Source organism: Cetobacterium somerae ATCC BAA-474 (assembly GCF_000479045.1).
In the GTDB taxonomy this organism is placed as follows: domain Bacteria; phylum Fusobacteriota; class Fusobacteriia; order Fusobacteriales; family Fusobacteriaceae; genus Cetobacterium_A; species Cetobacterium_A somerae.
In genome coordinates this window covers 1-12351 of sequence record NZ_KI518079.1, presented here as the reverse complement: position 1 = coordinate 12351, position 12351 = coordinate 1, and the positions used below count along the sequence as shown (strand labels likewise).

General features: G+C 26.9%; 14 protein-coding genes. 9 read left to right on the top strand and 5 right to left on the bottom strand.

Annotation, left to right across the window (positions count from 1 at the left end):
* The first annotated feature begins 15 nt into the window (after positions 1 to 15).
* Entirely contained in the window at positions 16 to 864 is an 849-nt protein-coding gene (locus HMPREF0202_RS02180; RefSeq protein WP_023051745.1) for a sugar phosphate isomerase/epimerase family protein, read from the top strand.
* A 42-nt stretch (positions 865 to 906) separates the two neighbouring features.
* Positions 907 to 1896, top strand: coding sequence for a hypothetical protein (locus HMPREF0202_RS02175; protein ID WP_023051744.1), 990 nt, complete (start codon positions 907 to 909; stop codon positions 1894 to 1896).
* A 58-nt stretch (positions 1897 to 1954) separates the two neighbouring features.
* Here the strand turns inward: HMPREF0202_RS02175 and HMPREF0202_RS02170 are convergent, their stop codons facing one another.
* Entirely contained in the window at positions 1955 to 2329 is a 375-nt protein-coding gene (locus tag HMPREF0202_RS02170) for a hypothetical protein (protein WP_023051743.1), read from the bottom strand.
* A 58-nt stretch (positions 2330 to 2387) separates the two neighbouring features.
* Positions 2388 to 3722 (bottom strand): MATE family efflux transporter, encoded by a 1335-nt coding sequence (locus HMPREF0202_RS02165; protein WP_023051742.1) that lies wholly within the window; start codon positions 3720 to 3722, stop codon positions 2388 to 2390.
* A gap of 117 nt (positions 3723 to 3839) precedes the next feature.
* Here HMPREF0202_RS02165 and HMPREF0202_RS02160 point away from each other — a divergent pair, with 117 nt between their 5' ends.
* The 3 genes from HMPREF0202_RS02160 (at position 3840) to gltS (ending at position 6209) form a co-directional block, all read left to right on the top strand.
* Complete coding sequence (locus HMPREF0202_RS02160) at positions 3840 to 4130, top strand: GNAT family N-acetyltransferase (RefSeq protein ID WP_023051741.1); 291 nt, start codon at positions 3840 to 3842, stop codon at positions 4128 to 4130.
* Between the two features lie 73 nt (positions 4131 to 4203).
* Positions 4204 to 4851 (top strand): Dph6-related ATP pyrophosphatase, encoded by a 648-nt coding sequence (locus HMPREF0202_RS02155; RefSeq protein ID WP_023051740.1) that lies wholly within the window; start codon positions 4204 to 4206, stop codon positions 4849 to 4851.
* A 161-nt stretch (positions 4852 to 5012) separates the two neighbouring features.
* Positions 5013 to 6209: a sodium/glutamate symporter gene (gene gltS / locus HMPREF0202_RS02150; RefSeq protein ID WP_040406109.1), complete on the top strand. Its 1197-nt coding sequence runs from the start codon at positions 5013 to 5015 to the stop codon at positions 6207 to 6209.
* A gap of 40 nt (positions 6210 to 6249) precedes the next feature.
* Here the strand turns inward: gltS and HMPREF0202_RS02145 are convergent, their stop codons facing one another.
* A complete protein-coding gene (locus tag HMPREF0202_RS02145; protein ID WP_023051738.1) occupies positions 6250 to 6645 on the bottom strand; it encodes a hypothetical protein in 396 nt (131 codons plus the stop codon).
* A 296-nt stretch (positions 6646 to 6941) separates the two neighbouring features.
* Between HMPREF0202_RS02145 and ybaK the strand changes: the two genes are divergently transcribed.
* Entirely contained in the window at positions 6942 to 7415 is a 474-nt protein-coding gene (gene ybaK / locus HMPREF0202_RS02140; protein ID WP_040406116.1) for a Cys-tRNA(Pro) deacylase, read from the top strand.
* A 20-nt stretch (positions 7416 to 7435) separates the two neighbouring features.
* A complete protein-coding gene (locus HMPREF0202_RS02135; protein WP_023051736.1) occupies positions 7436 to 8464 on the top strand; it encodes an AEC family transporter in 1029 nt (342 codons plus the stop codon).
* Positions 8465 to 8469: 5 nt separating this feature from the next.
* On the opposite strand, the gene HMPREF0202_RS02130 is transcribed toward HMPREF0202_RS02135, so the two are convergent.
* Positions 8470 to 9777: a Na+/H+ antiporter NhaC family protein gene (locus HMPREF0202_RS02130; RefSeq protein WP_023051735.1), complete on the bottom strand. Its 1308-nt coding sequence runs from the start codon at positions 9775 to 9777 to the stop codon at positions 8470 to 8472.
* A gap of 139 nt (positions 9778 to 9916) precedes the next feature.
* Here HMPREF0202_RS02130 and HMPREF0202_RS02125 point away from each other — a divergent pair, with 139 nt between their 5' ends.
* Complete coding sequence (locus HMPREF0202_RS02125) at positions 9917 to 10666, top strand: YdcF family protein (RefSeq protein WP_023051734.1); 750 nt, start codon at positions 9917 to 9919, stop codon at positions 10664 to 10666.
* A gap of 67 nt (positions 10667 to 10733) precedes the next feature.
* On the opposite strand, the gene HMPREF0202_RS02120 is transcribed toward HMPREF0202_RS02125, so the two are convergent.
* On the bottom strand, positions 10734 to 11837 hold the full coding sequence (locus HMPREF0202_RS02120) for a FomA family porin-like outer membrane protein (protein ID WP_023051733.1): 1104 nt from the start codon (positions 11835 to 11837) through the stop codon (positions 10734 to 10736).
* Positions 11838 to 11995: 158 nt separating this feature from the next.
* Here HMPREF0202_RS02120 and HMPREF0202_RS02115 point away from each other — a divergent pair.
* Positions 11996 to 12351: MarR family winged helix-turn-helix transcriptional regulator (locus tag HMPREF0202_RS02115; RefSeq protein WP_023051732.1), on the top strand; the 356-nt coding region annotated here is incomplete at its 3' end.

The window sequence follows — 12351 nt, the reverse complement described above, 5'->3', positions numbered from 1 at the left end:
TTAGGAGAAATACTTATGATTAAAATAGGAATTAGAGCTCACGACATGGGTAAGTACTCTTTAATAGACTTTCCAAAACTATTAAATACTATTAAAACTTTAGATGGTCAGTGCATACAATTGGCTCTTGGAAAATCTTTTATTGATTTTAATATTTCAAAAGAAAATTTAAATAGTGAGTTGTCTCAATATTTAAAAAATAATTTAGAAAATAAAGATATTAATCTATCCGTTTTAGGATGTTACATAAATATGGGAAATCCTGATGACAATATAAGACATCAGGAGATTGAAAAGTTTAAATATCATTTGGATTTCTCTAAAAACTTTCCTGGGTGTATCGTTGGAACTGAAACTGGTTGCTTAACTACAGACTATACATACACACCATTAAACGATACTCAGGAGGCTTTTGATATTTTTCTAGATACTCTAAAAAAAATAGTTAAACATGCTGAAAAAACTCAAACTTTAGTTGCTATAGAAGGAGTTTCAAAAGATATTATATCGACTCCTGAAAAAATGAATCTAGCTTTAAAAACTATTGTATCTAATCATTTAAAAGTTATATTTGATCCTGTTAATTTTTTAAATATAACTAATTTTCACAACCAAAAGGAAATAATAGAAAAATCTTTCGAACTTTTTGCTGATAAAATTGCAATAATTCACTTAAAAGATTTTAAAGTAGAAAACAATATTTTTAAAATTGTTCCTATTGGACAAGGAAATTTTGATATAGATACTTTAATGAAATGTATCAAAAAATATAATTTAAAGATTGATATCTTATTGGAAAATTCCAATATTGAATCTGCAAAAAAATGCATTCATTTTGTAAAAAATTCATATAAAAATAGTTAAAACATTAAGCAATATTTATTAAAATAACAAGGGGGAGACAAAATGTCCAAAAAAATTATTTTATTATTAGCAAGTATTTTATCTGTAGGAACTTTTGCAGCAACAATTGAAATCGGTTTTGAAAATGAGCAATACGATGATAAAGGAACAAATAACTATAACAGAAGTGATGTATTTATGCCTTATATTAGTGGAAGCTTTAATCCACTAGATGGAACTAAATTGAAAATTGATTTTAAGTATATGTATCAAGATCAATATGGAAAAGAAAGAGCCGAAGGTACAAATGCTAGATTTAAAACTCAAAGAGATAGATTCGAAATGTTCGCAAGTGGTTATAGTTATAAAAATGGAGACTTTGCTTTTAATCCTAAAGTTGGTTTCAGATATGAGCAATGGTCTATAAATGATAACTCTTCAAGTAGCCAAACGAAAAGAAATCTTAGCCTAAGATTTTTTCCAGATATGAATTATAAAATAACTAGCACTACTAATCTTTATTTAAGTGGATTTACAGGACCACTATTTACTGAAACAAAACAAGAATCTAGAAAAGATTCAGGTTATAAAAAAGGAGATTTAGATACTAATTATTACTATGGTGATTGGTACCAAGAAGTTCAATTAATTGGAGTTAGACAAACTCTTCCTAATAAAGATTCTATCTGGGCATCACTTTACAATGAATATAAATATCTTGAACATTCAGCTGAATATATGCGTTGGCAACTAAGAGGTGGATATAACTGGGGAGCAACTGATAAGTTAGCTATCAATCCATTTATCAGATATGATTTACACTATGAAGAAAAAGGAAAAGAATCATCTTCTTTAAGTGGAAGCAACAATGGTAAGACAAGAGATAAAGACGAAACTAGAATCGGTACAACATTTAGCTATAAATTTGACCCTACATTGACATTAGTAGGAGAAGTTTACTGGCAATCAGCTAAAAATATCTCATTCGATGGAAAAAAATCTGATGATAAAGACAGAATGTTTTATAAACTTGGTTTAAGAAAAGCTTTTTAATTATTTTATAGAATTTAGTGATTAAAAAAGACCTCTTTATTAAAGAGGTCTCTTTTTATTAATGAATTATTTTTTTTCCATTTTCCTCTGGTTCTTTTCCAGATAAATGAACTATTTTGTTTACCGCTAATTCTGCATATTTATCTAATATTGCAGGTAAATCTGAATTTTCAATTAGCTCTATGTATGCTGGGTCCTCTTTTATTTTAGGAGCTACTCTATATTTTTTATCACCAATCATTTCTATTTCAAAATCACCATTAAACTCTCCATAAATAGGATCTAAACTAGGCTCAATCTCTTTTACCATATCAGCTACTATCATTGAAAATATTTTCTTAACATCTTCAGCTCCTTGAGCTTTAGACATTCTTACTTTATAATCTCCCCAATATTTATTTTCTACCTCTGAAAATGATTTTTTGTATGCCATTTTTTTACCTCCTCAACTCTTGTTTTTACAGGTTTATATTTTTATCTACGCTAACATATCAACTCTTCCTTTTTTCTTTTATTTTTTTATATACAAATATAAAATATACTAAGAATAAAAAACCTGCGCTCCAATTTATAATTAAAATCCCTATCCAAATACCTTGAATACCTTGAAAAATCTTTATTAATATAGGAAAACACAATATAGGCATTAAGAATTGCCGATATATTCCAATTAAAATCGAAAATTTAGGAAATTTTAAACCTCTCAAAACCGCATCACATATATTTATTAAAATATATGAATTAAACGTAAATTTCTCTATTGAAAAATAACTTACTCCATATTCTACAACTTCTAAATCCTTAGTAAATACACTAAATAAATAAGGTAATAAATAACTTATACTTAGCATCCCGATAGTCATTATTACAAAACCATAAAACATCGTCTTAATAAAAACTTGCTTTATTCTATCAAATTTTTTTGCACCAAAACTTTGACCACTTATACTTAAAGCTGCACTATTTAAACCAATCGCTGGTAATAATATTAATTGTTCTATACGAGTTGATATTCCATATGATGCAATAGCTGAGCTCCCACCTACTTTTTGTATATAATGATTTATCACAAAAACTCCTACAGCTATCGTCATCATATTAAAACTTGCTGGCAATCCTTGATTTAAAATATCTTTAATATTTTTTATGCTTGGAATTTTTATGTTATAATTTTGTTTTAAAATTAAGGGAGATTTTTTTACCTTAAAATACAGATATACACTTCCTACTAACTGTATTAATACTGTAGCTATTGCTACACCATCTGTTGTTGTTTTTAAAACAAATATAAAAAATGGGTCCAATACTACATTAGCTAAAAATCCTATAATTAAAAAATTTCTATAAACTTTTGTATTACCTTGAGCTACTAATATTCCATTAAATATAGAATTTAAACAAAAGAATACAGCCCCTATAAATATCCATTTTGTATATTCCATTCCTAATAACAACTCTTTTTCTCCAGCTCCCATTAGTAAAAAAAGTTGCCTATTAAATTTAAGACCTATTACACTAATAAATAATCCTGTTAGGATTCCTATTAAGATTCCATCTTTTGCTAATTCTATTCCTTTATCCTTATCTTTTTCACCAATAGCATTTGAAATTAAAGCACTTAATCCCATTCCCATTCCAGACCCTAAAGAAATCAAAATAAAAAAAACAGGAAAAGATAATGACAAACCAGCTAAGGCTTTAACACTTATAAACCCTGTAAAATATGTATCAGTAATATTGAATAATGTATTAAATAAAAAACCAATACTAGAAGGTATCGCAATCTTCTTTATACATGTATTTAAATTTTCATTTACTAAATCCATCTTTACTCCTTTTCTCTTTTTATTTTTCTACTATTTTTCTAGATTTTTCCTTTTATTTTAAAAGATATCAACATTTTTTGAGTAAAATCAAATTATAATAACTTTAAGGAGGTTTTTATGAAAATTATACACGATGAAAAGAATTCAAAGTTTTATATAACTAATGGTGTAAATATAGAAATTGCAGAATTAACATACTCTATTAACTCTGCTGAAAAGACTCTTAAATTAAGTTCTACTTGGGTTGAGGAAGAATATCGTAATCAAAATTTAGCAACTACTTTAACAGAAAAATTTATAGAATTTGCTAAATTAAATAATTTAAAAATCATTCCAATCTGTTCTTTCGGAAAAGCTTATTTTAAAAGACATAATAATAAATACCAAGATATTATATTTTCAAAATAAATTTATCTTGTTTTTATCAATTTATTTTTTTATAATATTTATATAACGGATAAAATATTTTTGGAGGATTATTATGGGAATAAAAGTTGTCGTTTCTTTCAGCGGGGGAAAAGATAGTATGTTATCTTTACATAAAGCAATTTCATTAGGCTATGAACCAATTGCTCTTATGACAACAATAAATAAAAACAAGGGAGATTCTTGGTTTCATGATATCTCATCTGATCTTTTGAAACAAGTTTCATTAGCTATTAATATACCTTTGCTACTGGTTGAGTGTGATGGTGAAAATTATGAAAATACTTTTGAAATAGCTTTAAAAAATATGAAAAATTTAGGGGCTGAAGCATGTATTTTTGGCGATATTGATATTGCTCATCATAGAGAATGGGGAGAAATTAGATGCCAAAATACCAATCTTGAAGCTATTTTCCCTTTATGGCAAGGAAATCGTGAAGCTTTAGTTAAGGAATTTATAGAATTAGGATATAAAGCTATTATTAAAAAAGTTAATTTAAATAATATGAGTGCTGATTTTTTAGGAAAAACTTTAACTCATGAACTTTTAAAAGAAATAGAAAAAACTGGTTCTGATGTTTGTGGAGAAAATGGTGAATATCATACTTTTGTATACGATGGCCCAATTTTTTCTAAAGAGGTTTTATTACAAAATACAAAAAATATTATTAATGAAAATACTCTATTATTGAGCACTTATTAGACTTGTATATATAAAATGAATCGATTATACATATAATAAATAATTAATATACAGCATGAATATGCTGTATATTTTTTTTATATTTGTATATTTTATACACTCTGTGTACAATTATTAATATAAAAGTAAGTAAAAAAATCATTTTTTAGGAGGAAAAATTTATGTTCACACACACATTTAATATGGCAGAAACTTTAGCAATAGCAGTTTGTTTGTTATTAATTGGAAGATGGATCAAAGGAAAAGTATATTTCTTTGAAAAATTCTTTATACCGGCTCCCGTTATTGGAGGAGTTATATTTTCTATTGTTTCTCTAATTGGTTATAATATGCAACTTTTTGTTTTTGATTTTGATGGTTCATTAAAAAATCTTCTAATGGTAGCTTTTTTTACCACAATTGGATTTTTAGCAAGTTTAAAAATGCTAAAAAAGGGTGGTCTTCAAGTTTTTACTTTTTTACTTGTAGCAGTTATACTTGTTGTTATTCAAAACGTTGTTGGCGTTTCTTTAGCAAAAGTATTTAGTTTGAATCCTTTAATTGGAATCGCTGCTGGCTCTGTTCCTCTTACTGGAGGTCACGGAACTTCTGGAGCTTTTGGTCCTGTTCTTGAAGCTGCTGGTGCTACTGGTGCTATGTCTGTTGCAATCGCCTCAGCAACTTTTGGATTAGTTGCTGGATGTCTAATTGGTGGTCCTGTTGGAAAAAGACTTATGGCAAAACATAATTTAAAATCTCCTAGAGAAGTAGAGATGTTTCTTGATGGTAATGAAAATCCTTCTGATACAAAATTACTTTTAAATGAAGATTTATTATTCAGAGGTATTGTTTACATTGTTTTGGCCATGGGAATTGGTGGATTTATAACACCATTAGCTAAAAATTTAGGAATTGTTCTTCCTGTGTATATAGGTCCTATGATTGTTGCTGCAATTATAAGAAATATTGCTGATGGAGCTAAAATAGAAATCCCATTAAATGCAATTAATGTTGTTGGTAATATTGCATTACAACTTTTCTTAGCTATGGCATTGATGTCTATGAGACTTTGGGAGTTAGCTGCACTAGCTATTCCGCTTGTAGCAATTCTTTTAGCACAAAAAGTCGTTATGGCTTTATATGCATATTTTGTAACATTTAGAGTTATGGGAAAAGATTATGATGCTGCGGTTATGGCTGTGGGACATTGTGGATTCGGAATGGGAGCTACTCCAAACGCTATGGCTAATATGGAGTCTTTTACAGCTGCAAATGGTCCTTCTCCTACAGCGTTCTTTGCTCTACCATTAGTTGGATCTCTTTTCATAGATTTTGTTAACGCATCAATTATAACAGTCTTTGTTAATATGTTTTCTTAATAATAAAAGGAGAGTTTTTCAACTCTCCTTTTACTTATTTTTATTGATTTAATATTACCCTTGTTCCATCAGCCATTTCTAAAATTTGACTTCTTTGATCAGAATATATGACTCTAGCTCCTTGTCTTCTTCCTTGATTATATTGTTGATAATTTGGACTTGGATTTCCATAGAAATTTTGAGGTGCCCCTATATTTCCATATTTTCTATTGGCATTCTCTATTACAGCTTGCCTTTCATATCCTCTACGTATTTGAGTATCTAATCTTCTTAAATCTTGTTGATGTCTATATTCACTTTGGTTGTATTGCGATCCTAGAATTAAGGCAGATCCTGTTACTATAGCAGCCCTTGTTCCTCCATTTAATCCTCCCCACCAACTTGCATAGCTCAGTGAAGATAATAGAAGTAATAACATCAGTATCCCTTTTTTCATTTATATATCACTCCTTAAATTTTGATAATATATTATAAATGGTTTTACAACAAAAAGCAACTTTTGTATATTTTTTACTTATTTTAGTTATATATATGTGATATAATTCAATGTATAAAAATTCGGTAGTGATGAATCTAATAAAGTGATTACAACACCACAGTCTATTTTTAGAACTAATTCATAAAATTGCCATATATGCTGTATGTAATAAATTCTTTCCAATTTAAGAGGTCTCTCTTATTTTTTTATACAACATATGTGGATATAAATTATAAGGAGTTTATAATATGGCTATAAAAAAAACTAATGCAATGAGAGAGCTCGATAAAGCTAAAATTAAATATGATATTTTTGAATACGATATTGATGAAAATTATTTAGGCGCTGTCAGTGTTGCTTCAAAAACTGGAGCTGATATAACTAAGGTTTTCAAAACACTAGCTCTTACAAATGACAAAGATGAACTTTTCATTGTGTGTATTCCTGGAAGTGATGAAGTAGATTTAAAAAAAGTTGCTTCAATTGTTCAGTCTAAAAAAGTAGATATGCTTGAACTTAGTAAATTAAAAGAAAAAACAGGTTACATAAGAGGAGGTTGCTCTCCTATTGGGATAAAAAAAAGACACCTATCATTAATACATGAAAGTTGTCTAAAAAAAGATTTTATATTTATAAGTGGGGGACAAAGAGGACTACAAATTAAAATTAGTCCTAATGATTTAATTAATTTTCTTAATATGGAAGTTAAAAATCTTATTATTGAATAATTTTTCTGGGAGTGTAATTAATGAATACAACAAATACTATTATTTCTGTACTATCCGATAAAAATATTATTGGGGTTATGTCATCATCGATTTCTATTATGATTTTAGGTTTCTATCTAGGAAAGAGCAATAAACTAAAAAGCTCTTTCTCTATACCATTAGGAGAAATTATATTAACAATTTCTATTCCAGCTTTGTCTTTTAATGCTTTTATGAAAGATTTTGACAAAGAAACTTTTGTTAATGGGATAAACATATTAATCTGGAGTTTTTTAATTCATCTTTTTTTAATGGCCATTGGTAATATCTTCTACAAAAATTTAGATTTAGAAAAACAATTAACTTTAAAGATTATGTCTGTTTTTGGTGGAATTACTGTTTTTGGAATCCCAATAGCTCAAGCTTTATATGGCGATCTTGGAGTTATATATTCTTCAATTTTTTCCATACCGTACAGAGTTTTACTTTATTCTTATGGTTTTATTAAAATGTCTAGTATTAAAATGGATAAAAAAAATCTTAAATCTATGTTTTTAAATCCAGTTATTTTAGCAACTTTCATAGGTCTTTTCATTTGGGTGTTTCAAGAATATCTTCCCCAAGTAAGCATAAGTGGACAAAAATTTCCTATTTTAAGAATTGATAAAACAGCCTTTTGGATATATAAACCTTTAGCTTTTTTAGCAGGTTTATGTTCACCATTAGCATGGTTAGCTGCTGGATTAAAATTATCTGAATTACCTATTAAAGAATCTTTGAAAAATTCTATAGCTTGGCAATTTTCTATTATAAAAACTCTTTTAATTCCTTTTCTAGTGTTGATTATTATTTTAGGAGCTAACTTCTTTGGTATTCTTCAATTATCTAGTGTTAGTTTAGGAGTTATAACTATTATGATGGCTACTCCAACAGCATCTGTTGTCATTGCTTATTCTTTAAAGTATAATAAAGATCCTTTAATAACATCGAGCTGTTCTCTTTTATCAACTATTTTTAGTTTGATTACAATACCTATTTTAATAGCTTTTTTACAAATTTTTAAATTTTAACTGAGTCATTGACTCAGTTTTTTTATTTTTAATATCATTACTATCATTGGTAAAATAAATAGATATAGCGAATAAGGTATTATTTTTACTGCAGAAATATCCAACATCAAAGCTGGTACAGTAATTGCTATATTCCATGGTATTAACGAACTTAACACAACACTACTATTTTCTATATCTAAAGCCAATAATTCCTTTGTAAATCCATTTTTTTTATAAATCTTTTTCATAATTTGAGAAGTCAATAGTATAGAAGTAGATTGACTACAACTAATAGCAGCTGTTAAAATTGCCACTACTATTGTATATAAATATATTTTCCATTCACTTTTTACAACTCCTATTTTTTCAGATACCAATTTTAATATTCCTAGTTTATCAACTATATTAACTAAACCACAAGAAAGTAAAGCCATAACCATAGCTGTTCCCATTGAAAATATTCCTCCTCCTCTTATTACATTATATAATTCATTTTCAATTGGAAGCTTAAATCCATAAATTAATACTTTAATAAAATTTCTATCTTCATAGTTTTGTAAAAACCATCCTATAATTAAACTTAAAAAAATACTTACTAATATTGTGTGCCTAATATTCTTTTTCAAAAGACACATTATTACTAAGTAAATCATCGGAATAAACACCAAAAAATCTAAATAAAAATTTTGATTCAACAAAGTTAAAATATTATTTTCTATAAATTTTGATTCAATATTCCTACCTAAATAAAAATACAAACTTAATGTTATTAAATATGGAAGGATTGAAGCTTTAAACATACCTTTAACATTGCTATATATCTCGGTTTCTGTCAAAATAGATACAAAGTTAGCACTAGATGACATTGGAGATCCTCTATCACCAAAATAAGCTCCAGATATTATGCTTCCTGCAACTATATAAATATCTAAACCAACCCCCCTAGCCAAAGATACCATAACTAATCCTATAGTTCCTACAGTTCCAAAAGAACTTCCTATTAAAAAAGAAAATAAAGAAGTTATTAAAAATGAAAATACATAAAAATAATTGGGATTTATAATTTTTATCCCATAGTATATTAAAGCTGGAATTGTTCCTGAGATAAACCAACTTGCCGAAAGAGCCCCTAAAAGAGCAAATATAAAAACTAGTAAATAAGATTTTTTAGTTCCGGTTATTGCTATATCTAGGGTGTTTTTTAGAGTTTTAAATTTTTTTACTGAAAAAATAAAAATCCCTAAAAAGATTAAAGATAAAATAATTAATAAAATTGATTGAACTTTAAAAGAATATAATATTGCTATTATAATAAAGATGGTATGTATCATTTTTATTTCTCCTCTTTATTTTATCTATTATCTTATATTTTTTTAAAAGTCAATACTCTTTTAAAATTTGTCCACTTATGTTGTAAAAAATAGTAAAATAATGGTAGAATTTGTGTATATATTATTAGGAGGAATTTAAATGATTTTTAAAGTTTTGTTTAATTTAATTATTGTAATAAGTCTAGGAATTTATAAATATATTTTCCCCTCATCTTTTTTTATTAATATCTTATTTTTCGTCTATCTCTTTTTTATTATCTATCATTTTTTTATTCTAAATGGTAATAAAATTTTTAAAGCTATTATTGAAACTTGCTTTACTATCGGAGTTACTCTTTTTATTATTAGCTTAGGAACTATTATCACAGATATACATAATTCAAAAAATTTAGAATTAAAAAATGATTATATCATTATTTTGGGAGCCGGATTACGAGGAAATAAACCTAAAAATGTTTTAAAATATCGATTAGATAAAGCTATTGATTATTACAAAAGATACCCTAATACTATATTTATTGTTTCTGGTGGTCAAGGAAAAGATGAAATTATTAGTGAAAGTAAAGCTATGAAAAATTATCTTCTTTCACATTCTATTCCTAAAAATAATATCATTGAGGAAAATAAATCTACAACAACCTTAGAAAATCTAATTTTTTCTCGTAAACTTATTCCAAATAATATAAAAAATATTGGCGTTATAAGCAATGATTTCCATATGTATAGAGTTAAATTTTTTGCAAATTCATTAAATTATAAAATAAATCCTATATATGCTAAAACTCCTTTAAAAAGCAAAGTCAGTTTATTTAGTCGAGAAGCTCTTGCTATTATATATTATAGTTTAAAAAATATATTATTAATTCAAAAGGAGCCTAACAAAAGTTAAGCTCCTTTCAAATTAGCACTTTCTATAAAAATTAAAATCCTTATTCAGATTTTAAGATTATAAGCTTTTAAAATGTTGTTTTCATCGCTACATAAGCAAATGGTTGCCATCTCCAATCTGAAGCTGAATCTTGATTTACATTATCCCAGTTTCTATATTCTGCTCCAACTCCTACAGTAGTTACAAAATTTTCTGTTACTCTATAATCCGCTGATACAGCTAGTTGGCCATATAATTCATACGTATTTTTTGATTTTTTCATTACATATGAATTTTTATTACTATCAAATCCATATCTATCATACTGTCTAAATACATATGGGTCATATCCTCCTTCAAAATCTAGATTAATTCCATAATTATTTCCTGTATATAATTCAAAATGTCTACGTAAATAAAATTCCCATTCTACTACAAGTTCCTTATCCTCTTTATCATTTCCATTACTTCCTGTTATGATATCTTGGTTATAGAAGTAATAATCCAAATAAAGTGTACCATCCCATTTTATTCCTAATGGTAAATTTCCTGCATATTCTAAATCTGCTCCAATAGCATTAACATAGTTTCCACCATTAGAATTTGGGAATAGGTGATAGTACTTAGGAGCTAAAACTAATTTCTCTACAAAAGCTCCCTTATTTTTATATAAATCCATTCTTAATTGATATTCTAACTCTTGATCATCATTTTCTTGATTATAATATTCAATTCTAGAAGTTAGCCAATTATTATGAGCATAATATAATCTCATTCTTGTTTCCGTTCCATCTTTAGCACTATTATCTTTAGATTCATCATCTCTTTCTAAATTATTATAGTCTCTTATTCTTCCTTCTAAAAGAATTTTTTCAGTTGCTTGAACACCAAAAGTTGTTTGCAATCTAGAATAGTTATTAGCTCCTCTATTCCATTCATCTTGAGCTATACTTGGGTCTACTGAGGTGTCTGAAAAGCTATTTTCCAACCCATCACCATGTCCTTCAGTTTCACCATAACCTTTATACTCTATTCTTAAATAACCACTTGGTCTAAAAGTAGTTTCTTCCTTTATAATATTTACATCTTCCACTTCTACTATTTCCACTTTAGGATAATTAACTAATTCTTTTCCTTGAGCCATTGTAGTTACAGCAAAAATTGCACTTAAATAAATCAGATTTTTTTTCATAATTCCCCTCCATTTATATTTTTTAATCCACCTGTTGTTATTTTAAAACTTTTTATCTTAAAATAATAGTTAGAATGGATAACCGTGAACTATTCACCCTTTCATTTTTATTTTAAATAGTTTATTATATATGTATAAATTACTAAAAGGGGTATATCATGAAAACACATGAGGGAGCGATTTATTTAATTTCTTCAATTAACAAAGAAATAGATTTTTTATTTAGTTATCTTTTATCAAATCTAGAAATAACAAAAATGGAAAGTGTTTATTTAAAGCTTATCTATCATAATCCTGGAATTAGCCAGTATGAAATCTCTAAAGAAACTAAAATAGAAAGATCTCTTGTTACTAAATACATTACAAATTTAGAGGATAAAGGATTAATTGAAAAAAGAAAAATTGATTCAAGAAAAAAAGGTTTATATCTTTTAAAAGATGGAATTTTAGCCATTAATTATATTGATTCTTTTCTTCCAAATATACAAGATAAATTTAAAGATTTATTTTCAGA

Excerpts from the sequence above, each read along its gene's own strand:
- HMPREF0202_RS02180 (WP_023051745.1), top strand. The coding sequence starts at position 16 with ATGATTAAAATAGGAATTAGAGCTCACGACATGGGTAAGTACTCTTTA.
- HMPREF0202_RS02175 (WP_023051744.1), top strand. The coding sequence starts at position 907 with ATGTCCAAAAAAATTATTTTATTATTAGCAAGTATTTTATCTGTAGGA.
- HMPREF0202_RS02170 (WP_023051743.1), bottom strand. The coding sequence starts at position 2,329 with ATGGCATACAAAAAATCATTTTCAGAGGTAGAAAATAAATATTGGGGA.
- HMPREF0202_RS02165 (WP_023051742.1), bottom strand. The coding sequence starts at position 3,722 with ATGGATTTAGTAAATGAAAATTTAAATACATGTATAAAGAAGATTGCG.
- HMPREF0202_RS02160 (WP_023051741.1), top strand. The coding sequence starts at position 3,840 with ATGAAAATTATACACGATGAAAAGAATTCAAAGTTTTATATAACTAAT.
- HMPREF0202_RS02155 (WP_023051740.1), top strand. The coding sequence starts at position 4,204 with ATGGGAATAAAAGTTGTCGTTTCTTTCAGCGGGGGAAAAGATAGTATG.
- gltS (WP_040406109.1), top strand. The coding sequence starts at position 5,013 with ATGTTCACACACACATTTAATATGGCAGAAACTTTAGCAATAGCAGTT.
- HMPREF0202_RS02145 (WP_023051738.1), bottom strand. The coding sequence starts at position 6,645 with ATGAAAAAAGGGATACTGATGTTATTACTTCTATTATCTTCACTGAGC.
- HMPREF0202_RS02135 (WP_023051736.1), top strand. The coding sequence starts at position 7,436 with ATGAATACAACAAATACTATTATTTCTGTACTATCCGATAAAAATATT.
- HMPREF0202_RS02130 (WP_023051735.1), bottom strand. The coding sequence starts at position 9,777 with ATGATACATACCATCTTTATTATAATAGCAATATTATATTCTTTTAAA.
- HMPREF0202_RS02125 (WP_023051734.1), top strand. The coding sequence starts at position 9,917 with ATGATTTTTAAAGTTTTGTTTAATTTAATTATTGTAATAAGTCTAGGA.
- HMPREF0202_RS02120 (WP_023051733.1), bottom strand. The coding sequence starts at position 11,837 with ATGAAAAAAAATCTGATTTATTTAAGTGCAATTTTTGCTGTAACTACA.